The sequence below is a fragment of the Kribbella sp. NPDC031520 genome, from assembly GCF_055580825.1.
On record NZ_JBVIKS010000004.1, the window covers coordinates 735,998 to 759,359 of the forward strand.

At 68.8% G+C, this 23,362-nt stretch carries 18 protein-coding genes; 14 read left to right on the plus strand and 4 right to left on the minus strand.

Annotated elements, in window-relative coordinates:
• The first annotated feature begins 51 nt into the window (after positions 1–51).
• Positions 52–510, plus strand: coding sequence for a nuclear transport factor 2 family protein (locus tag ACZ5BU_RS24240; RefSeq protein WP_465702347.1), 459 nt, complete (start codon positions 52–54; stop codon positions 508–510).
• Here the strand turns inward: ACZ5BU_RS24240 and ACZ5BU_RS24245 are convergent.
• Genes ACZ5BU_RS24245 through ACZ5BU_RS24255 form a run of 3 tightly spaced genes read right to left on the minus strand, consistent with a single transcriptional unit; the run spans position 500 to position 4,113 of the window.
• The gene (locus tag ACZ5BU_RS24245; protein WP_465702349.1) at positions 500–1,222 is read right to left on the minus strand and encodes a DUF4386 domain-containing protein; all 723 of its coding nucleotides are present in this window, start codon (positions 1,220–1,222) and stop codon (positions 500–502) included. The two genes, ACZ5BU_RS24240 and ACZ5BU_RS24245, sit on opposite strands and share 11 nt — an antisense overlap.
• A complete protein-coding gene (locus ACZ5BU_RS24250) occupies positions 1,219–1,458 on the minus strand; it encodes a hypothetical protein (RefSeq protein WP_465702351.1) in 240 nt (79 codons plus the stop codon). The genes ACZ5BU_RS24245 and ACZ5BU_RS24250 overlap by 4 nt, the downstream gene beginning before the upstream one ends.
• A 54-nt stretch (positions 1,459–1,512) precedes the next feature.
• Positions 1,513–4,113 carry a winged helix-turn-helix domain-containing protein gene (locus tag ACZ5BU_RS24255; protein WP_465702353.1) on the minus strand — a complete coding sequence of 867 codons (2,601 nt, stop codon included), beginning with the start codon at positions 4,111–4,113 and terminating at the stop codon, positions 1,513–1,515.
• A 127-nt stretch (positions 4,114–4,240) separates the two neighbouring features.
• Between ACZ5BU_RS24255 and ACZ5BU_RS24260 the strand changes: the two genes are divergently transcribed.
• From ACZ5BU_RS24260 to ACZ5BU_RS24270, 3 genes are all read left to right on the plus strand, one after another.
• A complete protein-coding gene (locus ACZ5BU_RS24260; RefSeq protein ID WP_465702355.1) occupies positions 4,241–5,290 on the plus strand; it encodes a M4 family metallopeptidase in 1,050 nt (349 codons plus the stop codon).
• Between the two features lie 123 nt (positions 5,291–5,413).
• Entirely contained in the window at positions 5,414–7,165 is a 1,752-nt protein-coding gene (locus ACZ5BU_RS24265) for an ABC transporter ATP-binding protein (protein ID WP_465702357.1), read from the plus strand.
• Positions 7,158–8,951, plus strand: a complete 1,794-nt coding sequence (locus ACZ5BU_RS24270) for an ABC transporter ATP-binding protein (protein ID WP_465702359.1) — start codon at positions 7,158–7,160, stop codon at positions 8,949–8,951. Before ACZ5BU_RS24265 ends, ACZ5BU_RS24270 begins: the two co-directional genes overlap by 8 nt.
• Here the strand turns inward: ACZ5BU_RS24270 and ACZ5BU_RS24275 are convergent.
• On the minus strand, positions 8,942–9,337 hold the full coding sequence (locus ACZ5BU_RS24275; RefSeq protein WP_465702361.1) for a cupin domain-containing protein: 396 nt from the start codon (positions 9,335–9,337) through the stop codon (positions 8,942–8,944). The two genes, ACZ5BU_RS24270 and ACZ5BU_RS24275, sit on opposite strands and share 10 nt — an antisense overlap.
• 99 nt (positions 9,338–9,436) lie before the next feature.
• On the opposite strand from ACZ5BU_RS24275, the gene ACZ5BU_RS24280 reads away from it, so the two are divergent.
• The 10 genes from ACZ5BU_RS24280 (at position 9,437) to ACZ5BU_RS24325 (ending at position 23,360) form a co-directional block, all read left to right on the plus strand.
• Positions 9,437–10,453 carry a ferritin-like domain-containing protein gene (locus tag ACZ5BU_RS24280; RefSeq protein WP_465702363.1) on the plus strand — a complete coding sequence of 339 codons (1,017 nt, stop codon included), beginning with the start codon at positions 9,437–9,439 and terminating at the stop codon, positions 10,451–10,453.
• Between the two features lie 128 nt (positions 10,454–10,581).
• Complete coding sequence (locus ACZ5BU_RS24285) at positions 10,582–11,523, plus strand: ABC transporter ATP-binding protein (protein WP_465702365.1); 942 nt, start codon at positions 10,582–10,584, stop codon at positions 11,521–11,523.
• Positions 11,523–12,869 (plus strand): ABC transporter permease, encoded by a 1,347-nt coding sequence (locus ACZ5BU_RS24290; protein ID WP_465702367.1) that lies wholly within the window; start codon positions 11,523–11,525, stop codon positions 12,867–12,869. The genes ACZ5BU_RS24285 and ACZ5BU_RS24290 overlap by 1 nt, the downstream gene beginning before the upstream one ends.
• A gap of 123 nt (positions 12,870–12,992) precedes the next feature.
• Positions 12,993–15,632 (plus strand): alkaline phosphatase family protein, encoded by a 2,640-nt coding sequence (locus tag ACZ5BU_RS24295; RefSeq protein WP_465702369.1) that lies wholly within the window; start codon positions 12,993–12,995, stop codon positions 15,630–15,632.
• A gap of 41 nt (positions 15,633–15,673) precedes the next feature.
• Positions 15,674–16,333, plus strand: coding sequence for a DNA/RNA non-specific endonuclease (locus tag ACZ5BU_RS24300; protein WP_465702371.1), 660 nt, complete (start codon positions 15,674–15,676; stop codon positions 16,331–16,333).
• A gap of 76 nt (positions 16,334–16,409) precedes the next feature.
• Entirely contained in the window at positions 16,410–16,790 is a 381-nt protein-coding gene (locus ACZ5BU_RS24305; RefSeq protein ID WP_465702373.1) for an immunity protein YezG family protein, read from the plus strand.
• Positions 16,791–16,911: 121 nt separating this feature from the next.
• Entirely contained in the window at positions 16,912–18,939 is a 2,028-nt protein-coding gene (locus ACZ5BU_RS24310; RefSeq protein WP_465702375.1) for a HelD family protein, read from the plus strand.
• A 16-nt stretch (positions 18,940–18,955) separates the two neighbouring features.
• Complete coding sequence (locus tag ACZ5BU_RS24315) at positions 18,956–20,215, plus strand: hypothetical protein (protein WP_465702377.1); 1,260 nt, start codon at positions 18,956–18,958, stop codon at positions 20,213–20,215.
• Between the two features lie 36 nt (positions 20,216–20,251).
• Positions 20,252–21,616, plus strand: a complete 1,365-nt coding sequence (locus ACZ5BU_RS24320) for a glucose-6-phosphate dehydrogenase (RefSeq protein ID WP_465702379.1) — start codon at positions 20,252–20,254, stop codon at positions 21,614–21,616.
• A gap of 91 nt (positions 21,617–21,707) precedes the next feature.
• Complete coding sequence (locus tag ACZ5BU_RS24325; protein ID WP_465702381.1) at positions 21,708–23,360, plus strand: carboxylesterase/lipase family protein; 1,653 nt, start codon at positions 21,708–21,710, stop codon at positions 23,358–23,360.
• Positions 23,361–23,362: the final 2 nt, after the last annotated feature.

A 23,362-nucleotide genomic window follows, 5' to 3' on the forward strand; every position in this document is an offset into this window, starting at 1 on the left:
CCGCAGTCTACTAAGTTGCATCATTCAACTCACTAGTCCTACGGTGGGTTCATGAGCATTTACCACCGGATCGTGGCGCGGCAGGTGCGGAACGCGTTCGCACAGATCAGTGCGGGGAACTGGGAGGCGATGGTGGCCGGGATGGCGCCTTCGTTCACCTACCGCTTCTACGGAGATCACGCGCTCAGTGGCGAACGCCGTACGCACGAGGCATTGCGGCGCTGGTGGGAGCGCTGCTTCCGGCTGTTGCCCGGGACACGGTTCGAGGTGAACGACGTGATCGTGAGCGGCTGGCCGTGGGACACACACGTCGCGACGGCGGTGACCGTTCACGTGAACGTGGTGGACGGATCGACGTACGAGAACGTCGTGCACCAGTTCCTGCGGATCCGGTGGGGGAAGATCACCGAGGTCCGCACGCTGGAGGACACGGCCGTACTGGAGAGGACCCTCGACCGGTTGGCCGCCGCGGGTTACGCGGAGGCCCACGCGGCGCCGATCACCGGTTGAGTTCGGGCTTGAAGCCCCTGAAGGTCATGTAGATGCCGATCGACAGCTCCCAGAGGGCGACCGGAGCGGTGGCAATCGCCGACCATGCGGACAGCTGGGTGTTGTGGCCGAGGACGGTCAGGATGTTGGCGGTGAACAGGAGCGGCGCGCCGACGAGGCCCATGACCGGCATGAACCGCGGAACCCGGCGGGACCGGTACAGCAGGGTGCCGAGCAGGACGGCGCTGATCGCGGGCATGGTGCCGGCGCCGAAGAGGAACGTCCAGTTGCGGACCTCGACCAGTGCGCGGCCGACAGTGGCGAGCGCGGCGGAGTCCGTGCCCTGAGCGCCGGCGAGATCCTGTCGCAGGGTGACGACCGCGACGAGGCTGACGACGCCGATCATGATCACGGCGGCCTCGATCGTGCGTGAGGTGACGAAGCCCAGGGCGAGGGACTCCTTGTACCGCTTCATCACCGGGAAGAGGGCGACGGCGCTGCCGATGCCGGCCAGGGCGTTGACGAAGTCGAGCAGGCAGCCCCACAGCACCCGGGTGTCCTGCCCGGCGCCGAGGATGTAGTTGTGGTCGTGCAGTACCGGCCCGATCAGGAACAGTGCGGGGAACGAGGCGGCGAAGGTGAGCAGGTAGAAGATGCCGGAGGCGCGGATGTGGCCGCGGTCCGGATCGGTGGAGCCGGCGGTGGTGCCCGGTGCGGTTGCGGTGATGGTCATGACTGTTTCCTTTGCGGTTCGTCGGTGTTGACCCGGTCGACCGAGAGCAGTGGCAGACCGAGGTCGCGGAGTCGTTGCAGCAGTCCGTGCAGGGCTGCCTGATCGGCCACGTGGCCGTGGATGACGGTGGTGCCGTCGGCGTGGGTGCGCAGCGTCATGCCGTCGAACCACGCGGCCCAGCGGGGATCGAGACGCCCCTCGAGGCGGATTTCGTACCAGGCTGATTCGTGGTCCATGTCCGCACGTTAGGAGCGGGCGTGGTGACCGCGCATCACATCATCTGGTGATCTTCAGCCGGCGAGCAGGCCGAGCTGATGAGCCCGGCGGATCGCCGCGCGCCGGTTGTTCACGCCGAGCTTGGTGTAGATGCGCTTGGTGTGCGTGCGCACGGTGTTCAGCGACACCACGAGTTCCCGTGCGATCGAAGGACCGTCGAGTTCGCTGGTGAGCAGCCGCAGTACGTCCAGCTCGCGATCGCTGAGCGGATCCGCGAGGCGCTCCGGGGTGGCCGGCCGGTTCACGTGCGCGGGCCGGCGGGCCGCGTCCAGGAGCGTTCGCAGGTACGCCGATCCGGGCCGGCGCCGCTGCAGGGTCGCCAGCAACGACAGTATCGGTGCGCCTTCGGCGATGAAGACCCGGACGTACCCCTCGGGTTCGGCGAGCGTCAGCGCTCGTTCCAGCGGAGCCGGATCACGGGTGGCCACGGCCAGCAGGACGAGGATCTCGATCAGGCTGCCGGTCCGGCCACCCGCCTCCGCGGCGGCCCGCAGCGTCTCGAGGAGCGGCACGGCGTCGTTGCGCTGAGCAATCATGAGCCGGGCCAAGGTGACCTGCTCGTACTCGTGTAGATAGGACAGGTCTGCGGACAGGGTGCCGGCCCAGTCCTGCGCCGCGGGCAACTCTCCGCGGGCGATCAGCAGGCGCGCCCGGACGGCGGCCAGCGGACGGACATTCGGTGAGAAGTCGGCGACGTACACCTTGATGGCCGCGTCCAGCAGCTCCAGCGCACCATCGAGATCACCCTGAGCCTCGCGGACCTGGGCCATCGCAAGCCGCCGGCGGTACGGGTTCTGTGGGAGATCGGCCGCTACCCCCAGGTCCTCGGCGCGGCGCAGGTAGTCGGCGGCCGCATCGAGGTCGTTCCGTTCCCAGGCGATTCGGCTCAGTCCGACGTACATGTCGGACGTTCCGCGGATGCCGTGGTCGGCGAGGCCGAGGGCTCGTTCGAGGGTTGCCTGCGCCTCCCGGAGCCGACCTTGGGTGATGGCGAGGTCGGCCAGCGTGACCGTACAACCCAGGACGTCGGAGATGTGCCCGATCCGTTCCAGGCCTGCCGCGGCCGCGGCGTACCCGCCGTGCGCGGACTCGAGATCTCCACCGGCCCAGGAGGCAAGACCGGACAGTGCCGATGCGGCCGAGTAGGTGAGGTCGTCCCCGGGCACGGCGAGCCGGAGGGCGAGCGCGGCGTGCTGGATCGTGCCGCCCGGGTTGCCGGCCACCAGGTCGAGCGCGGCCCGGTAGGTCTCGATCGCGCTCGGCAGGCGCTCGAGCTCCTTGCGATCCACGGCGACGAGCGCGTCGACGGGGCCGGCCAGCTGCCGTTCGACGTCCTGGAGCCGTTGCTCGACCCCCGGGAACTCGTTGCTGGACATCAGCGCCCCGACGAATCCGATCGCCAGGACCGGCCGGCGCCTGACGACCTCGTCGGGGATGTCGTCCAGCCAGCGCCGGACCGTGGCCTCCTGCCGATCCCGTTGCAGGGCAGGTACGGCCGCCTCGATCAGGTCGGCGGCATGCTCGAAGTCTCCGGCCGCGACCGCGTGATGAACCGCTGCGACGGTGTCGCCCACGTCCTCGTACCACTGCCCGGCGCGGCGGTGCAGCTCCGCGACGTCGCCGCGCTCGGCGAGCAGACGCGCCCGCAGTACGTCGGCGAAGAGGTGGTGGTAGCGGTACCACTGCCGACGATCGTCCAGCGGTACGACGAACAGGTTCTTGCGTTCGAGCGACTCGAGCATCGCCGTACTGCCGGGCTGTCCGGTGACGGCGTCGCAGAGCGGTCCGGTCAACCGATCGACCACGCTGGTCTCGAGCAGGAACCGGCGTACCTCGTCCGGTTGGCGGTCGAGGACTTCGTCGACCAGGTAGTCGACGACGTACCGGTCGTCGCCGGCGAAGTCGTCGATGAAGCCGGTCGCGTCGCTGCGGCCTCTGAGCGACAGCGCCGCGAGTCCGAGAGCGGCGATCCAGCCTTCGGTGCGTTCCTCGAGCGTCGCGATCGCCTCGGCGTCGAGCCCGAGCCCCGTGAGGTAGCTGCGGGTCTCGTCGAGCGTGAAGCGCAGGTCGGCGGCGCGTACTTCGACGAGCTCGCCGCGGGTGCGCAGGCGCGACAGTGGGAGCGCCGGGTCGGCGCGGGTGCTGATCAGGATGTGCAGCTGAGGCGGAAGATGGTCGAGCAGATAGGTCATGCCCCGGCTGATTTCGAGGCCGTCGGCCAGGTGGTAGTCGTCGAGGACAAGGTCGATCTCGTCGGGCAGCACGCTCAGCTCGTTGAGAACGCCGGCGAGGGCCGTCTCGATCGGCGCGGGCCCGGACTGCAGCACCGCCAGGGCGCCTTCGGCGATGCCTGGTGCCGTGCGGTCCAGGGCGGTCAGGACGTACGTCCAGAAGGTGATCGGGTCCTGATCGCTCTCCTCCAACGAGACCCAGGCCGCGTTCTCGGACGCCCACGCCGAAACCAGCGTCGTCTTGCCGAAGCCCGCGGGAGCGGATACCAGCGTGAGCCTGGTGCCGTCCTTCCGCACCAGCCGCTCATCGAGCCGCGGCCGCTGCACCAGCCCCGCGCGGCTCCGCGGCCGGTAGAGCTTCGTCTCGACAAGAGTCCCCGCCATCACACCCCCTCCGGCACGACGTCGCTGGAACGAGGGTAATCCCCCGTCCTCCGGCGAAATCTTCCCCGGGCCGCGACCGCGGTCTACCGTGTGGGAGCTACTTTCCCTGCCAGTCTCTGGAGCGCCGATGTCGTCGAAAACCTGGACTACGAGTGTTGCCCTGACCTCGGCGGCGGTGCTGGCCCTGGCTGCCGGGGTGGCCGCCCCGGCGCAGGCGAAGCCGCCGACCGGCGCGACGACCGCGAAGGCATGGGTGTTCATCCCGAACCCGGTGCAGTCCAGCGGCGACGAGAATCTCACCGACCAGAAGGACTCGGCGGCTGCCGTGCCGCAGGGGGACTACTACGAGGTGACGCTGACCGACCTGGACGGCTCCGGCTACCTGAACGGCACGTGGGCCAACGTCCGCAGTACGACCGGTACTCCGGCGTACACCACGAACGGGACGTACTTCTACAACCGGCACGACGACCAGTTCGAGCAGGTGATGACGTACTTCTGGGGCACGCAGTCGCAGAAGTACCTGCAGTCGCTGGGCTTCGGGCGCGACCTGCCGCCGGTGAACGCGGAGAGCCAGGACTACAGGGTCGACCAGTACGGTCAGGACAACTCCTTCGAGCGGGACAACCCCGACATCATCACCCTGGGCAAGGGCGGCGTGGACGACGCGGAGGACGGCGAGGTGATCGTGCACGAGACCGGTCACGCCGTCCATGCCGCACAGGTGCCCGGGTTCGGGTCGTCGGAGGAGGCCGGTTCGATCGGCGAGGCGTTCGGCGACTACTTCGCGGTGACGGTCGGCGACTGGGTGGCCAAGCAGTACGGCGTACCCGAACGGGTGGACCTGGCCTGCGTGGCGGACTGGGACTCGACGTCGTACACCTCGACGTCACCGCACTGCCTGCGGCGGCTGGACATGAACAAGCACTACCCGCAGGACGTGGTCGGTGAGGTGCACGCGGACGGCGAGATCTGGTCGCGGGCGCTGTACCAGATCCGTACCGCGCTCGGTCCGGCAGTGGCCGACCGGCTCATCATCGACGCGCAGTTCGGCTTCGCGCCGGACACCAGCTTCGCGGCGGCGGCGCAACAGACGGTCGCGACCGCGCGGTCGCTGTACGGTCCGAGCCAGGCGGCGGTCGTGCAGAAGGCGTTCGCGGATCGCGGCATCCTCTGACCTGATTGCGGTCCTGTCCGGAAACTCGGATGCATTTTGTCGGTGGTCGGCACTACGGTCTTTGAGGTGCTGACTCTCCTGCGGTACGGCGTTCGAGTTGCACCTGGAAGCACCCTGCTGACGATGGGTCTGGCTGTCCTCGGCTCACTGCTGGGGCTGGCGGTCACGTTGCTGACCGGCCGGGTCGTCGGGGCGGTTCCAGGTGTGGTCAATGGCGGCCCGGGCGCGATGCCGTTCGGTGAGTTCAGCTGGTTGCTCGGCGCGCTGCTGGTGGTGTTCGTGGTCGACAGCCTGAAGCCGGCCGCGCAGCAGGTCGCGTCGATGGTGATGGACGCCGGCCTGGTCCGCGCGATCGGCACCGGCATCACCGAGCCGCTGCTGAAGCCACGGCGGATCGAGCACCTCGAGGACGCCGAGGTGCTGGACGTGCAGGAGCGCGCGAAGGGCAAAGGTGGATTCCATCTCGCGCAGGGTCTCAGTCAGCTGCCGTGGTTGCTCGCGAGCCGGGTCACGCTGGTCGGGTCGTCGGTGATCGTCGGCGCGATGTTCGCGTGGTGGGTGGCTGCGATGCTGCTCGCGATGACGATCCTCTCGGAGTGGTACTACGGCCGGCTGATCGAGCGTGAGATCGACACCTGGTGGGGCAACACCGAGGAGCAGCGCCGGGCGAGCTACGCGTTCGACCTGGGCATGCGCGACGCGCCGAAGGAGCTGCGGGTCTTCGGCCTGCACAACTGGATCGTCCAGCGGTACGTGCGCGAGTGGACCGACGGGTACCGTCCGGTCTGGGACCGGCGCCGGCGGAACACCAAGTGGACGCTGGTGCTCGGCGCGGTGCACCTGACGGTGAACGGCATCGCGATCCTCGCGGTCGGCAGGGCCGCGCTGCACGGCTCGCTGCCGTTGACGCAGGTCGCGACGACGCTGCCCGCGATCCTCGCGATCGGTCAGTCGGCCAACGGGTTCGCCGTGGTGCAGGTCCGTCGCGGGCTCTCGGCGTACCGCGCGATGCGGGACCTGCCAGAGGTGATCGCCTCCCGGCACCCCGAGCGGGAGCTCGCCACCGGGCACCGGATCGCGACGATGCCGGCGCGGGAGATCCGTTTCGAGAAGGTGAGCTTCCACTACCCGGGTTCGGACACCGCTGTCCTGCGGGATCTCGACCTCACGATCCACGCCCATGAGGCGCTCGCGTTGGTCGGCATCAACGGCGCCGGGAAGTCCACCCTGGTGAAGCTGCTCGGTGGGGCGTACAAGCCGACCAGCGGCCGGATCCTCGTCGACGGCGTGGACCTGGCCGAGCTCGACCTGGCCGCGTGGCAGCGGCGGGTGGCGGCGATCGTCCAGGACTTCGTCCGGTTCCCCCTGTCCGTCACGGACAACGTCGTGTTCGGCGCGGTCGAACGTGAAGGTGACGAGCTGACGTTGGCCCGGGTGGCGCGCGAGTCCGGGATCGACGCCGTCGTTCGCGGGCTGCCGAAGGGCTGGGACACCGTGCTGGACAAGACGTTCGACAGTGGGGTGGACCTGTCCGGAGGCGAGTGGCAGCGGGTCGCGCTGGCCCGGGCCTTGTTCGCCGTACATGCCGGCGCGGGTGTTCTGGTGCTGGACGAGCCGGCGGCCGCTCTCGACGTACGGGCCGAGGCGGAGCTCGTGGAGCGGTACCTCGAGCTGACCTCGGGGGTCGCGTCGTTGATCATCTCGCACCGGTTCTCCGTGGTGCGGAACGCGGACCGGATCTGCGTGCTGTCCGACGGCCGGATCGTCGAGGACGGCACGCACGAGGCACTGCTCGCGCAGGACGGTGCCTACGCCGGGATGTTCCGGCTGCAGGCCGAGCGGTACGTGACCGGGCCGGAGGCAGTCGATGCCTAGGCTGACGCAGAGCCTGCGGATCTTCCGGCTGTGGATCACCACGTCGTTCCGGGCGGCGCCCTTGCTGATGACGGCCTCTACCGTGCTCGTTGCGCTCCGGGCGATCACGGCACCGGCCCAGACGTACGGCGTGAGCCGGCTCGTCGACGGGATCGCGTCGGACCGGTCGAGCACGATCGCGCTCAGTATCGCGATCATCGTCGGCGGCCTCGCGGTGTCGTTCGTCGCGGACACCCTCGGCTGGCCGCTGCAGGACACGGCACAGGAGCGGATGGCGGGTCGCGTGCACGCGGACCTGCTGGACGTCACGACCGGGATCCCGGGGCTGTCGCACCACGAGCGGCCCGAGGTCGCCGACAAGCTCGAACTGGTTCGCGAACGGGCGTGGCGGATGGGCGTCGGCGCCGAGGTCCTGCTGTGGGCGTTCGCCACTGTGACCAACACAGTGACCGTGCTGACGCTGCTCGGGTCGGTGCACCCGGTGCTGCTCGTGCTTCCCCTGCTCGGTGGCGCGCGGATCTGGTCGGCGTACCTGAGCAGCACGCGCCAGCAGAAGGCATGGGAGGACTCGATGCCGCAGGAGCGACTGGTCGACCGGCTGATCGACGTCGCGAAGGACCCGCGGATGGGTCTCGAGGTACGCGTGTTCGGCCTCGGGAAGGTCTTGCTGGACAGGATCTTCGCGTTGCAGACCGAGCGGTTCGACCGGCGGGTGGCCGCGGCGCGGTGGGGCGGGAAGGTCGACGGCGCCGTCCGGCTGGTGTTCGGCCTCGCGTACGCGGTCGCGATCGTCTGGGTCGTCGCCCGCGCGCGGAACGGGCAGGCGACCGCGGGTGACGTCGTCCTCGTGCTGTTGCTCGCGCCGCAGGTGGACCAGATGACCGGCGGTATCGCGCAGAACGTGTACTGGGTCGGCGAGGTGATCCGGAGCTTCAGCCGCTACGACTGGCTGCGGGAGTACGCCAAGCAGAACTCGTGGCGTTCCAGCCGGACCCCGGCGCCGAGGCGGATCACCGAAGGCATCGAGCTGCGCGACGTCGGATTCTCCTATCCGGGTTCGGAATCAGCGGTGCTGAGCGGGATCAACCTGACCGTGCCGGCCGGGGCGGCGGTGGCGCTGGTGGGGGAGAACGGCGCCGGCAAGACGACGCTGGTCAAGCTGCTCGCCCGGATGTACGACCCGACCACCGGCCGGATCCTGGTCGACGGCGTGGACCTGGCGACGATCCAGCCGGATGCGTGGCGGTCGCAGCTGTCAGCAGGGTTCCAGGACTTCGTGAAGTTCGAGTTCACCGCCCGCGAGGTGGTCGCGATCGGCGACCTCACGCGCGCCGGCGACGAGGACGCCGTACTGACCGCGATCGGTCGGGGCGACGCTGAGTCGGTCGTCGCCGGGCTTCCGCACGGGCTGGACTCCCAGCTGGGCAAGAAGTTCGCCGACGGCGTCGAGCTGTCCGGCGGTCAGTGGCAGCGGCTCGCGCTGGCGCGGGCGTTCATGCGCGAACGCCCACTGCTCCTCCTCCTCGACGAGCCGACCGCCGCGCTCGACCCGGAGGCCGAACACCGCCTCTACGAGCAGTACGCCGACGCCGCCAAGATCGCCGCCACCGAGACCGGCGGCATCACCGTCCTGGTCTCGCACCGCTTCTCCACCGTCCGGATGGCCGACCTGATCGTCGTCATGCACCGAGGCCGGATCGAAGAGTTCGGCACCCACGAGGACCTCCTCGCCGCCGGCGGCCGCTACGCCGAACTCTTCGAACTCCAGGCCCGCGCCTACCGCTGAAGCCGCGCCAGCTCGTCCTCGGGCACCAGCGTGAACATCTCCTGACCGGGAGCACACAGCATCGTCACGACGAACTTCAGCGGTACGTCGGAACGGTTGTTGCCGTCCTGGAAGTGGATGAGGTCGCCACCCGGCTCCCAGAACGCCTCGCCCGCCTTGATCACCCGCGGCGCCTCGCCCTGCAACTCGAACAGCATCTCGCCCTCGACGACATACCCGAACGCCGGGCCCGAGTGCCGATGCGGCGGCGCCCCGGGATCGCCGGCCGGGTAGTCGATCGTCACGGTCATCGCGTGGAATCCCTCGGGGACGAACGGCGGTTCGATCTCCAGCAGCATCGTCAGCGCGGTCTGCCAGGCGGTCGACCGCCGGCTGGTGTCACTCATCAGCTTTCACCTTCCGTAGCTTGCGTCTGCTGGTGAAGACAAAGCAGGCCGACGTTCTGTGACGGTCACAAACGCTCGGCCTGCGCTGTCTCAACAGGTATGAATCAGCGGATCGACACCGTCGACAGTCTTCGTCAGCATCTGCAGTGGGCGATCGAGCTCGAGCACTCGACGCTTCCGCCGTACCTTTGCGCGTTGTACTCGCTCGACCCGGCGCGGAACCCGGACGCCGTCGAGCTGGTGAGCAGCGTCTTCGTCGAGGAGATGATCCATCTCTCGCTGGCGTGCAACCTGCTGAACGCCGTCGGTGGCGAGCCGCGGCTGGACACGCCGGACAACCTGCCGGGGTACCCTCGGCAGCTACCGCACGGCGACATCAAGCTGTCGCTGCTGCCGTTCGGGCCGGACGCGCTGGAGATGTTCCTGCGGCTCGAGAAGCCCGAGGCGCCCGGTGCGCCGGGGGAGAGCGACCACTACGAGACGATCGGTCAGTTCTACGACGCGATCGAAGACGGCCTGCGGAACCTGTGCGAGACGCTCGGTGAGGACAAAGTCTTCTCCGGCGACCCGGCTCGCCAGGTGACTGCCGGCCCGTTCCACCACACCGACGGCGTGGTGCGGCCCGTCACCGGCTTCGACTCGGCGCTGGCCGCGCTCGAGGAGATCGTCGAGCAGGGCGAAGGTACGGCGCGCGGCGAGGTCTGGGACGGCGACCACGACATCTTCCACCCGGACCGCGACGAGGTCGCGCACTACTACCGCTTCCAGGAACTGAAGCTCGGCCGCCGCTACCAGCGCGGCGACACCCCGCAGTCCGGCCCGACCGGCGAACCCGTGACGGTCGACCTCGCGGGCGTCTCCCCGATGCAGCCGAACCCGCACCGCTCCGGCAACCCGCAGATCCGCGCCGCCCAGGAAGAGTTCGACAACACCTACTGCACGCTGCTGTTCCTGCTCGAACGGACCTTCACCGGCGAGCCGGAGATCATCCGCGACGCCACCCGCGCCATGTTCGGCTTGAAGGCCGAGGTGCTCAAGCTCATGCAGCTCAGCGAGGACGAGCAGACCACCGCCGGACCCACCTTCTTGTATGTTGCCCCCGACGACCGGACCTGAGCAGCGACGAGAATTGAGACACAACTGAGAAGTCGCTGAGACATCAACTGCAATCAGTTGCTGCTCGTTCGCCAATAGTTAACCTTCGGTCTTCACGTGACCGTACATCCCTTTCTAATGTATTCACCATGGACACACCGCCCGCTGTCCGTGCCCGCGGCATCACGAAGTACTTCGGTGAGGTCGTAGCGCTCGATGGCGTCGACCTCGACGTCGCACCGGGTCAGCTCCACGGCCTGGTGGGACCGAACGGAGCCGGCAAGACCACGTTGCTCGGTCTGTTGCTCGGACTCGCTGTTGCCGACAAGGGCACGCTGGAGGTCCTCGGTACGCCGGTCGGCCGCGCTCTGGCCGTACCCGAAGGGGTGGCCGGTTTCGTCGACGGCCCCGGCCTGTACCCGTCGATGACCGCCCGCCAGAACCTGTCCGCGCTCGCCGCCCTGCGCGGCGACGGCACGATGAAGATCGACGAGGCGATCGAGCAGGTCGGCCTCACCGACGTCGCCGACGACCGGGTCCGCGGGTTCTCGCTCGGCATGCGCCAGCGCCTCGGTCTCGCGGCCGCGCTGCTCACCAGGCCGCGGCTGCTGATCCTGGACGAGCCGTCGAACGGCCTCGACCCGGCGGGCAAGAAGCACGTGTACGGCGTACTGACCAAGCTGGCCGCCGACGGTACCGCCGTAATGCTGTCGAGCCACCGGATGGACGACGTCGAGGCGCTCTGCTCCGAGGTGACGATCCTGGCCACCGGGCGGGTCGCGTTCACCGGCCCGATCAGCAAGCTGGCGTCCGAGGACAGCGAGCTCGACTACCGCGTCCTCACCTCGAACCCGGTGATCGCCCGGCGGCTGGCCCGCGAGACGCCGGGCGTCCGCCTGCACGTGACCGACGACGACGCGGATCTGCTGGTCGTCTCGGCGCCGGTGCCCTCGCTGGACGAGTACGTGAAGCGGCTCGTCCAGGACAACGTCGCCGTCCGCGAACTCGCGCCGGTCGTGTCGCCGCTCGAAGCTGCCTTCCTCGCCCTGACCGAACAGGCCGCCCTCACCGAGCAGCAGGAGACGAACTGATGACAGCCGCCACGGCTGCCCCCGACACCCCTGTCGTACGGCGAGTCCCGATCACCCGCGGGTACCGTTTCGAGCTCGTCAAACTGCTCTCGCAGTGGCGCGTCCGCGTCCTGCTCGTCGCGTGCTGGCTGGCGCCGGCCGCGTTCGTCACCGTGGTCAGCCAGCAGGCGTCGCTCCCGGTCGACACGTTGTTCGGCCGGATGATGCACGCGACCGGCTGGGCCGGACCCCTTGTACTACTGGGCTTTTCCGGATCCTGGGCGCTGCCGCTGCTGACCTCGCTGGTCGCCGGCGACGTGTTCGCGTCCGAGGACCGGCTCGGTACCTGGCGGCATCTGCTGGTCGCGGTCCGCTCGCCGCGCCGGATCTTCGTCTCGAAGGCGCTGTCCAGTCTGACCGTGATCGTCGTACTGGTGATCGGCCTGGTCGTGTCGAGCACGGTCAGCGGATTGCTTGTCGTCGGCAACCGTCAGCTGATCGGCCTCGACGGGCACCTGCTCTCGCCGGGCAACGCGTTCGGCACGGTCATGCTCGCCTGGCTGTGCGCGCTCGCGCCGACGCTCGCGCTGGCCGCGATCGGTCTGCTCGGTTCGGTCGCAATGGGCCGTTCGCCGATGGGCCTGCTGCTTCCCGCGGTGGTCGCGCTTGCGATGCAGATCGTGCAACAGCTCCCTGTACCGGTTGCCGTACGGCTGGCGTTGCCGGGCTACGCGTTCATCAGCTGGAACGGGCTGTTCACCAGCCCCGCACAGCGCGGCCCGCTGCTGATCGGCGTCATCGTCAGTCTGGTCTGGGCGATCGTCGCGACCGGCCTTGCGTACTTCTTGTTCGTACGCCGTGACTTCACCAATCCGACGCATGACGGCTCCGGCCACCGGGCGTTGACGGCCGGCCTGGTGCCGCTCGTCGTACTGCTCGGTCTCAGCACCGCCGCGCTCGCTCCGGTGGCCGGCTTCGGCTCGGGCATCGACCAGAACAAGGTGCAGCGCTCGGTCGCGATCGAGTTCGCGCATCTCTACCGCCTGCAGACCAAGCAGCTGAACCGGGCCGATGTCACCGAGTCCCAGCTGCAGACCGCTGCCGAGTGCACGAAGGGCGGCGACCAGGTCGCCGCGCGCGGGCCCGGCAACGACTGGCGATGCGTGGTCAGCTGGCACATCCCGGGCGTGGAAGTCGCCGGTTCGGCGATCTACCAGCTCGACATCAACCCACTCGGTCGGTACGTCGCCGACGGGGACGGACCGAAAGAAGTGAACGGCTTCTTCCTGGTCCGCACCCCGTCCGGGGACGAACCGAACCCACTGTGGCAGTTCGACGGCAACATCGAACTGCTACCCGTCAAGTAGTGCCAACCCGAAGGGATTACCCCCATGCAGGTAACACGCCGACGCAGGCGTGACGAAGCGGGCCCGTCCAGCCCCCTCCGGCGCAGGGTACCACTGGTCACGGCGGGTACCACGGCTGTCGCCGTGGCCCTCGCCGGCACCGCCGTCGCCTCGACGACGGGCTTCGGACAGGACCAGGTCGGGCAGGTCACCGACAAGGGCCAGGTCATCTCGTCCGACCAGTACATCAAGCCGATCGGCGACCGTCTCGTCCTCCAGAAGGGCAAGATCATGTCGTCAACGGTCAGCCCGGACGGCAGCCACCTGGCCGCCGCGGTGGCCGACGGCGGGATGGCGCTGGCCGTCGTCGACCTGAAGAACTGGAAGGTCCAGCAGTACATCGGCAACAACGCCGCAGCGGATCTGAAGATCCCGGGCAACGACGTCGGACAGGAAGGCCCGGCGTACTCGCCGGACGGCAAGCAGGTCTGGCTGGGGCAGACCGACGGCTACCGGAAGTTCGACGTGAACGCGGACGGAACGTTGGCGAACCCGACGTTCGTCCCGATCGCGGCCGATGGCACCAAGCACTCGCTGGCCGCCGCCGCGGTCTTCTCCGCGGACAGCTCGACCGTGTACTCCGCGGTGAACGGGCAGAACCGGGTGGTCGCCATCGACACCGCGACCGGCGCCATCAAGCAGAGCTGGGCGACCGGCAACGCCCCGCGTGACCTGGTCATGGTCGACGGCAAGCTGTACGTGAGCAACGAGGGTGGCCGCACCGCGAAGGACGGCGACACCACGATCAACTCGTACGGCACGAACGTCGTCGCGAACCAGAACGCGATCACCACGACCGGTACGGTCAGCGTGATCGACACGACGAACCCGTCCGCCGCGGTGGCGAGCATCCCGGTCGGCCTGCACCCGACCGCGATCTACGCCAAGAACGGCGCCGTGTTCGTCGCGAACACCTCCAGCAACACGATCTCGGTGATCAACACCAAGTGGGGCAAGGTCACCCAGACGATCGCCACCCAGCCGTGGGCCGAGGCCTCGGTCGGGTACGAGCCCGACGGCATCACGCTCACCGACGACGGTCACCTGCTGGTGTCGCTCGGACGGGCGAACGCGGTCGCGGTCTACAAGTACAACAACCCGCTGGAGCCGGTCAGCTACGTGGGTCTGCTGCCGACCGACTACTTCCCGGCCGAGCTCGCCCAGATCGGCAAGGACATCGTCGTCTCGAACACCCGCGGCATCGACGCCCGCCGCGACACCACGGCCGCCGGTCACGGCACGCACGACACCACGTCGAGCCTGACCAAGTTCCAGCTGCCGGACGACCAGACGATCAAGCAGTACACCAAGACCGTCTTCGACCAGAACGGCTGGACGAACGGCTCGGCGCAGGTCGCCACGGACCAGGGTCACCGCTACCCGGTGCCGGTCCCGGCGAAGCTCGGTGACCCGTCGACGATCAAGCACGTGTTCCTGCTCGTCAAGGAGAACCGCACCTACGACCAGGTGTACGGCGACATCCCGGCGGGCAACGGCAACCCGGCGCTGACGCAGTACGGCGAGAACGTGACGCCGAACCAGCACGCGCTGGCCAAGCAGTTCGGGCTGTACGACAACACCTACGACATCGGCACGAACTCCGCCGAGGGTCACAACTGGCTGATGCAGGCCGACAACCCGGAGTACACCGAGTCCTCGGCCGGTGAGTACCTGCGCAGCTACGACACCGAGGACGACGCCCTCGGCCACCAGAAGAGCGGCTTCATCTGGACCGGTGCGCAGGCGGCCGGTAAGTCCGTCAAGGACTACGGCGAGTTCCTCTCGATCGAGAAGAAGCCGGCCGGTGCCACCTGGCAGAACCTGTACTGCGACACCAAGCAGATGCAGGCCGGCGCCGACACCCAGTACCCGATCCAGGTCGGCTCGGCGATCCCGTCGCTGAACAAGATCGCCGTGCAGGGCTTCCCGCAGTTCGACACCACGGTGCCGGACATCTACAAGGAACAGGTCTGGGAGAAGGACTTCAAGAAGAACGGTCCGGCGAACCTGAACATGTTCTGGTACTCCAACGACCACACCGGCGGGACCGCGAACGGCCCGGCGCAGGTGGCCGACAACGACCTGGCCGTCGGCCGGACCGTGGACGCGATCACGCACAGCAAGTACTGGAAGGACTCGGCGATCTTCGTCGTCGAGGACGATTCGCAGGCCGGGCTCGACCACGTCGACGGGCACCGCGCGCCGATCCAGATCATCAGCCCGTACGCGCAGCACGGCGTGACGGACAGCCACTACTACACGCAGATCACGATGATCCGGACGATCGAGCAGATCCTCGGGATGAAGCCGATGAACCAGAAGGACACCGCGGCCACCCCGATGTTCGGTGCCTTCACCAGCAAGCCGGACTTCACCCCGTTCACGGCGCTCGCCAACCGGACCTCGCTGACCGGCGGCGTGAACCCGCTGCCGACCTGTGGCGCGGACACCCCCGCGGCGCAGAACCCGAACGTCGCAGCGGCTCCGACGGCGGCCGTCCCGGCCGGCATGGAGTCGACGGCGGCGCAGTGGTCGGCGTGGAAGGACCAGCAGCACACCACCGGCCCGAACGCCAAGGCCGACTTCGCGAACCCGGCCCAGATGAACCACTACGACTGGTACGAGGCGCACAACTGGTCGACGCCGTACCCCGGTGAGAGCCAGATCTTCGCGCCGCAGAACGTTCCGGGCGCGGTCATCCCGGGTGCGGAGAACGACGGCTGATCGCTACCACTTGTTAAGACAGGGCCTGTATAAAACACTGCATGCCTGAACAACCGGCGCGGGCGTCGGACCGGATCGAGAAACCTGCTGATCCGGCCGACGTCCGCGTTGTCGGTTACGGGCCGGACGACGTACCTGTCGTACCGGACAGGTACGCCGAACTCCCGGTGCACAAGGAGAAGTCCGGTCGGGTCGACCACTGGAACCCGCGGCTGATGGCCCCGGAACCGTCGGCGGTGTACCTCGTCGACGACCGCTACCTGTACGTCACCGACGACCGCGCCCGGGTGACGCATGCCGAGGGCTGGCTCGGGTGGGTACCGGTGGCCAAGGACGAGGACCGGCGCAACGCCGAGGCGCAGCTCGAGGCCGGCGAGCCGGACCGGCAGCCGAACGACGACGGCGGGCACCTGTTCGCGACCAAGTTCGAAGGGCCGGGGGAGTCGCTCAACCTGACCGCCCAGTCCCGGGAACAGAACCGGATGATCAAGGGCGTGCCCGACAACTGGCGGCGGCTCGAGGACGCCTGGCAGGCGATGCGTGCCTCCGGCATCCAGGTGCACGCCGCGATCGACGTCAAACATCCGAACCGCAACAGCCGGCGCCCGTCCAGCCGGACCGTGACGGACCACCATGAAGGTGTCCGTTCGCCGCGGCGTATCTTCAGGGAGACCAAACCCCTCGGCAAGGGAGCCGGATGAGCGAGCGAAGCGAGCGAACAATAAGCAGAGCCGAGATTCTCGCTCAGGCCGGAGCCGAGCGGAGCGAGGTGGAGGCTTGAGCGAGATCGGTGTCATCGACACGATCGCCCGTGCGCTGGTCGCGGAGTTGCCGGCCGGCTGGCGTTCGGTGACCGCGGTCTACCGGGCCACCTCGTCGTACGCCGAACTCGACGCGACCGTCGACGGGGCGCAGGTCGACCCGTTGCCGGAAGGCCTCGAGGACCACTTCGAGGAACTCCGCCGCGAGATGTACCAGCCGTCCAAAGGCACCTGGCTGACAGCTCAGCTGACCATCACGTCCGACGGCCACTTCAGCACCGACTTCGACTACGACAACAAGCCGGCGTGGTCGATCCAGGTCGACGAACGCATCTACCAGGACGACCTCGCCGTCTTTCCTCGGGACCCACAGCATGTCCCGGAGTGGATGCGTTAAATAGGTCGCGTGCGGCGGGCGGGCGCTGGTAACGTCGCCGGTCTGTCTTTTCGGGATCGAATCGAACCGGATGGATCTGCTCCGGGGCGGGACCCAGCTTACGATTCGAGGCTCTTCTCCGATGGTCGAACCTGAGTTGGCGGCCGAACGCGCCTACCTTTCCACCGCTCGCACCGCGCTCCGCTCCATGTACGCCGAGGTCGTCGACCGTGACGTCCAGATCATCGGCGGCGAGGACAACGACGAACGCTTCACCAACGAGGCCAACCAGCGGGCCAAGGAGATGCGCACGCACGCGCTCCTCGACCTGCCCGACGTACCGCTGTTCTTCGGCCGGCTCGACTACGAGCCCGGCACGATCGAGGGACACGACCAGATCTACATCGGCCGCCGGCACGTCCACGACGGCACCGGCGTACCGCTGGTGATCGACTGGCGCGCACCGGTGTCCGTACCGTTCTACCGCGCCACCCAGACCGACCGGCAGCGCGTGCTGATGCGCCGCCGGTACGGGTTCTCTGATCACGCCGACCTGACCGGTTTCGAGGACGAGTCGCTGACCGCCGTCGTCGAGACCGACCAGGCGGACGCCTTCCTCCGCGCCGAGATCGAACGCCCGCGGACCGGTCCGATGCGCGACATCGTCGCCACGATCCAGCCCGAGCAGGACGACCTCGTCCGTGCCGCGCTGCATCCGAGCGTCTGCGTGCAGGGCGCGCCCGGCACCGGGAAGACCGCGGTCGGCCTGCACCGCGTCGCGTATCTGCTGTACACCGAGCGCGAACGCCTCGGCCGCAGCGGCGTCGTGATCGTCGGGCCGAACAAGTCGTTCCTGTCCTACATCCGCAAGGTCCTCCCCGCGCTGGGCGAGGTCGACGTACGCCAGATCACCATCGACGAGCTGTTGATGCGCCCGGCCACGACGACCGACGAGCCGGCGGCCGAGGCCCTCAAGGGCGACGCGCGGATGGCCGGCGTACTGCGCCGCGCACTCTGGTCGTACGTCGGTACGCCGACCGCGGGAGTCCTGTACAGCAAGGGATCCCGGCGTTACCGGGTGCACGACTACGAGGTCGTGGACATCGTGTCGGACCTGCGTGAGTCGACCCGGTACGCCCCCGGCCGCAACGCGCTCGCGCAACGGATCGCGCACGTCGTGCTGGTCCGGATGGAGGAGCGCGCCGAGTCTCCGGACGACCGTGTCCAGAACGCCGTCGCCCGCTCGAAGCCGGTGAAGGAGGTCCTCGACGCGGTCTGGCCGCGCGTCGTACCCGAGCAGATCCTGCACCGCCTCTTCTCCGACGCCGAGTTCCTCGCCGCGGCCGCCGCGGACCTGACGGACGAGGAACGTGCGGCGCTGTTGTGGACCAAGCCGGCTCGCTCGTGGAAGTCCGCGAAGTGGTCGTTCGCGGACACGGTCCTGCTCGACGAACTCGAGGACCTGATCGAACGCCGGACCGGTTCGCTCGGCCACCTCGTGCTGGACGAGGCGCAGGACCTGTCCGCGATGCAGCTGCGGGCGCTCGGCCGGCGCTGCCGGAGCGGGTCCGCGACCGTGCTCGGCGACCTCGCGCAGGCGACCACCGCGTGGGCGGCCGGCCCGTGGGACCAGGTGCTCGGCCATCTCGGCAAGAGCGACGGCGTGATCGCCGAGCTCGACCGCGGGTTCCGCGTGCCGGAGCAGATCATCAACTTCGCGGCGAAGCTGCTGCCCGTCATCGCGCCGACGCTCAGCACCCCGACCGGCGTCCGGACGGTCGCGAACGCGTTGAGCATCGTGGCCACCGACGGTGCGTCGTACACGGACCGGATCGTTGCCGAGTGCCGTACGGCGCTGGCCGGCGAAGGCTCGGTGGCGCTGATCGCCGCGGACGACCAGGTCGGCGAGCTGCGGGACGCTCTGGTCGCCGACGGCCTCGAGGTTGCGCTGCTGGGGGAGACCGAGGACGAGGTCGACACCGTCCGGCTCGTCTGCGTACCGGCCACGCTGGCGAAGGGCCTCGAGTTCGACGCGGTCGTGGTCGCCGAGCCAGCGCACATCGTCGCCGCCGAGCCCCGCGGCCTGCACCGCCTGTACGTCGTCCTCACCCGCGCGGTCAGCCGCCTGCAGATCGTCCACGCCGAGCCGCTCCCGGTTGCACTCTCCTAAAGCTAAGGTCCTGGGGGTGAGCTTCCTGGTCGTCCTCCTGGTGATCGCGATCGTTCTCGTTGTCTGCGGGATCACGTGGGGGATCATCGCGCTGGTCCGGCGGCAGGCGTACATCAGCTCGATCCGGCAACGCGGCTGGACGTTCGTGAACAGCCCGACCTGGGAGTCCGTCGCACGGTTGGGCAACCCGCCGTTCGGCCTCGGCTTCGCGCGCCATCCGGACGACCAGATCACCGGTACGACGAGTGCCGGCCGGGCGTTCCAGGTGATCGAGTACAAGTCGTCGTACTGGTCGGGCTGGGTCGGCATGGTCACGCTGTCCCGCCGCCTGCCCGAGCTGTGGATCACCGGCGGCGACACGAAGCCGCGGTACGGCGTACTCGCACACGCCGTGGCCGCTCCGCCGCAGCTCGGCCCGGGCTGGCAGGTCGGTGCGCTGGATCCGGCGTACGCACAGGACGTCCTGACGTCCGGGTTGTGTCAGCAGCTGACCGCGCTCGCGTCGGCGCAGCCGGGCGTCAACCTCAGCGTCGACGGGGATCAGCTCGTCGTACTCGATCCGCCGCGGAAGGACCTCGATCGGCTCGGTCCCTGGCTGGAGCAGCTCGGCGCGATCGCGTCGGCGATCGACGCGACGCCGCTGGACCGGTGGATCCAGCCGGAGCCGCCGCGGCGGCTGACGTTCTACCATCACCCGGACTGGTACTGGGTGGGCGTCGACGACAGTCTGCTGGAGTTCACGCCGATCAGCCGCAGCGGGTCGCACCACCGCACCGAGGACGTGGTCCGCGGCCGGGACGGCGACGGGCCGTCGTTCGTCGCGTTCAGGCACCACTGGCAGACGACGCGCACCGAGTCGTACACCGACGCCAACGGCAACACCCAGACGAGGACCGTCACCGATCACCACGTCGAGCCGGTCCTGGGGTTCCAACTGCCGGTCCAGATGCCGCCGCTGACGGTCGGGCGCAAGGGGCTGGGCAAGGGCATCGAGTTCGAGAGCGCGGCGTTCAACAAGCAGTTCGCGGTGCACGCGCAGGACGCCAAGTACGCGTACGACGTGATCCATCCGCGGCAGATGGAGTACCTGATGGCGGCGCAGGGAGTGCCGTTCCAGATCGAGCGGGACTGGGTGTGGTTCTCGCCGGGGGAGCACAGCCAGCCGGCGATCGCGCACTGCTCGGCGTACCTGCGCGGTTTCCTCGGGCGGGTGCCGCGGTTCGTGTGGCGGAACCTCGGGCTGCCGGACACCCCGTATCCCGCCTTGGATGCGTAGGGAATGCGGTTCCCGTCGGCATGGTTGGATCTCATCGTGTCGAATCAACGAACCGTCGTCATCTTCGGTGCCAGTGGTGACCTCAGCGCGCGGCTGTTGCTGCCCGGCCTGGGCAGCCTGCTCGCCGGGCCGCGCGCCACGAGCGTCCGGATCATCGGCACCGGCCGGTCGCCGCTCGCCCCGGACGAGTGGACCGCGCGGGTCCGCTCCGCGTTCACCGTCGAGCCGGGCGCCGAGCTGAGCCCTGCTGCGACCGAGACTCTGGCGACCACGCAGTACGTCGCGGGTAACCCGACGGACGCCACCCATCTCCGTGCGCTGCTCACCCTGGCCGGTCCCGCGCCGGTGCTGTACTTCTCGCTGCCGCCTGCTGTCACGACCGCGATCGTGGAGACGTTGCAGGGCGTACGCCTGCCGGCGGGCACCGAGTTGGCGTTCGAGAAGCCGTTCGGTACGGATGCCGCGTCGGCGGGCGCACTGAACAAGCTGGTCGGGACGCTCGTGCCGGAGGAGAACGTGCACCGCGTCGACCACTTCCTCGGCCGGACCGCGGTGCTGAACCTGATCGGCCTGCGGTTCGCGAACCGGCTGTTCGAGCCGGTGTGGAACGCGGAGCACATCGAGAGCATCGAGATCGTGTACGACGAGACGCTCGGGCTGGAGGGCCGCGCGCAGTACTACGACAACGCCGGTGCGCTCGTGGACATGATCCAGAGTCATCTGCTGCTGGTGCTCGCGCTGCTCGCGATGGACGCTCCCGCGACGATGGACGCGGTCGAGGTGCGGAGCGAGATGGCTCGGGCGCTGCGGAGTACGCACCTGTACGGGTCGCCGCTGGAGGCGAGCCGGCGGGCGCGGTACACGGCCGGCGGCGGCGTTCCGTCGTACGCCGAGGAAGCCGGCGTGAACCCGGCGCGGGAGACCGAGACCCTCGCGGAGCTGACCGTCGAGGTGGACACGAACCGTTGGGCGGGCGTGCCGATCACGCTGCGCTCCGGGAAGGCGCTCGGGGTGGCGCGCAGGGAGATCGTCGTCAAGTTCAAGCCACTGCGGCACCTGCCGTCCGGGTTGCACGGCGGTCGCGACGGCGAGACGCTGCGGATCGGTCTGAAGCCGGGAGAGTTGTCGCTGTCCGTGCCCGCACTCGGCGTCGACGGGCCGTACACGATGGGTCAGGTCTTCCTCGACGCGACGCTGCCGAGCTCCCCGGTCCTCCCGTACGGCGAGGTCCTGAACGGCATCCTCCGCGGCGACCCGCTGCTCTCCGTACGCGGCGACGTCGCCGAACGCTGCTGGGAGATCGTGGAACCGGCCGTGGACGCGTGGCGCACCGGCGAGGTCCCACTGGAGGAGTACGAGGCCGGCTCCAACGGCCCGACCCACTGGCACGTCCCCGCGTAACACCAGGCATTTACCCTGGGGCGACAGGAGGGTCACCCGCTGAAGAGTAGGCGCTGACAAAGGCAACCACTCTCCAGCACGAGGTAGACAAATGAAATCCGTCCTGTCCCGACGCACCCGCGTCACCCTGACCGCGACTGCCGCGGCCTTGGCGGCCGCGGCAGTCGGGTTGAGCATCACGGCTGCTGCAGCTGCCGGACCGGCAACACAAGCCGCGTCCGGCGCGACCACGGCGCAAGCTGCGTCCACCTCCGCTGCTGAGGTGAGTCCGGTGGTTGTCACGGGCAATGGTGTTGTGCGGGGGCTCTCCGTTGACGGCACTTCTGCGTTCCGCGGGATTCCGTATGCGGCGGCGCCTACTGGCGAGCTGCGGTGGCGGGCTCCGCAGGCCGCGCCGTCCTGGCGGGGTGTCCGGGATGCGACCGCGTACGGGCCCGGGTGTCCGCAGGCGCCGGGTATCGCGCCGCCGGGGGCGCTGAGTGAGGATTGCCTGTACCTGAACGTGTCGACGGCAAACCCGTACTCCGTCACCAAGCGCCCGGTACTGGTGTGGATCCACGGCGGCGGCCTGACCGCGGACAGCGGCGCGAGCTACGACGGCACCAAGCTCGCCAAGGCCGGCGCGGTAGTCGTCACGATCAACTACCGGCTGGGAGCGCTCGGCTTCCTCGCCCACCCGGCGCTGGCGTCGCGTGGGGGAGCGGCCGGCAACTACGGCCTCATGGACCAGCAGGCCGCCCTGCGCTGGGTGCAGCGCAACATCGGCCAGTTCGGCGGCGACCCGCACAACGTCACGATCGCCGGTGAGTCGGCAGGCGGCCTGTCGGTCCTCGCCCACGTCACCTCACGCAGCTCGAAGGGCCTGTTCCAGAAGGCGATCGTCGAGAGCGGCGCGTTCGCACTCCAGCAGAAATCGCTGGCCGAAGCAGAAGCCTTCGGCAAGGACTTCGCCACCAAGGTCGGCTGTGCGGACCAATCAGCCGCGTGTCTGCGCAAGGTCCCGGTCCAAACGCTCGTCGACAATCTCGACAACCTGATCCCAGGCGCGATCGACGGCGCGGTCCTGAAGGAATCGATCGGCACCGCCCTGGCCGCCGGCCGCTTCAACCACGTCCCGGTCCTCAACGGCAGCAACCACGACGAGGAAGCCCTCTTCACCCTGGGCGGCCACGTAGTGAGCCGCGGCTACAACATCCCCTACACCACCCCGGTCACCGCGGAGAACTACGAACAGAACATCGGCACCGCCCTCCGCATCGCCCCCACCCAGGCCGCAGCCATCGCCAAGACCTATCCGCTGTCAGCCTTCTCATCACCCGACAAGGCCTTCGGCACGCTGATCGGCGACGCCACCTTCGCCTGCTCGGCGCAGCAGGTCGACAACTGGACCGACGCCCACGCCTACGAGTTCAACGACGACACCGCCCCGTTCCTGTTCACCCCGCCCGGCACCCTCTCGGTGGCCACCCACGGCTCCGAGCTGTGGTACCTGTTCGACCTCCCGAACGCCCCCTTCCCGCAGCCCCTCAACCCCGCCCAGACCAAGCTCGCCGACACGATGCGCGCCGCGTGGGTCAGCTTCGCCGCCACCGGTAACCCGGCGACCCACGACGTACCGTGGCCGTCGTCCGGGCGTACGGGCAAGGTCCTGTCCTTCCAGCTGCCGAGTCCGACGATCTCGACGGACTTCGCGGAGCGGCACCACTGCGCCACTTTCGCCCAGAATCTTGACACGGTTAAGTAATA

Bases quoted from the DNA above. Each gene is read 5' to 3' on its own strand.
- ACZ5BU_RS24240 (WP_465702347.1), top strand. From the start codon at position 52: ATGAGCATTTACCACCGGATCGTGGCGCGGCAGGTGCGGAACGCGTTC.
- ACZ5BU_RS24245 (WP_465702349.1), bottom strand. From the start codon at position 1,222: ATGACCATCACCGCAACCGCACCGGGCACCACCGCCGGCTCCACCGAT.
- ACZ5BU_RS24250 (WP_465702351.1), bottom strand. From the start codon at position 1,458: ATGGACCACGAATCAGCCTGGTACGAAATCCGCCTCGAGGGGCGTCTC.
- ACZ5BU_RS24255 (WP_465702353.1), bottom strand. From the start codon at position 4,113: ATGGCGGGGACTCTTGTCGAGACGAAGCTCTACCGGCCGCGGAGCCGC.
- ACZ5BU_RS24260 (WP_465702355.1), top strand. From the start codon at position 4,241: ATGTCGTCGAAAACCTGGACTACGAGTGTTGCCCTGACCTCGGCGGCG.
- ACZ5BU_RS24265 (WP_465702357.1), top strand. From the start codon at position 5,414: ATGGGTCTGGCTGTCCTCGGCTCACTGCTGGGGCTGGCGGTCACGTTG.
- ACZ5BU_RS24270 (WP_465702359.1), top strand. From the start codon at position 7,158: ATGCCTAGGCTGACGCAGAGCCTGCGGATCTTCCGGCTGTGGATCACC.
- ACZ5BU_RS24275 (WP_465702361.1), bottom strand. From the start codon at position 9,337: ATGAGTGACACCAGCCGGCGGTCGACCGCCTGGCAGACCGCGCTGACG.
- ACZ5BU_RS24280 (WP_465702363.1), top strand. From the start codon at position 9,437: ATGAATCAGCGGATCGACACCGTCGACAGTCTTCGTCAGCATCTGCAG.
- ACZ5BU_RS24285 (WP_465702365.1), top strand. From the start codon at position 10,582: ATGGACACACCGCCCGCTGTCCGTGCCCGCGGCATCACGAAGTACTTC.
- ACZ5BU_RS24290 (WP_465702367.1), top strand. From the start codon at position 11,523: ATGACAGCCGCCACGGCTGCCCCCGACACCCCTGTCGTACGGCGAGTC.
- ACZ5BU_RS24300 (WP_465702371.1), top strand. From the start codon at position 15,674: ATGCCTGAACAACCGGCGCGGGCGTCGGACCGGATCGAGAAACCTGCT.
- ACZ5BU_RS24310 (WP_465702375.1), top strand. From the start codon at position 16,912: ATGGTCGAACCTGAGTTGGCGGCCGAACGCGCCTACCTTTCCACCGCT.
- ACZ5BU_RS24325 (WP_465702381.1), top strand. From the start codon at position 21,708: ATGAAATCCGTCCTGTCCCGACGCACCCGCGTCACCCTGACCGCGACT.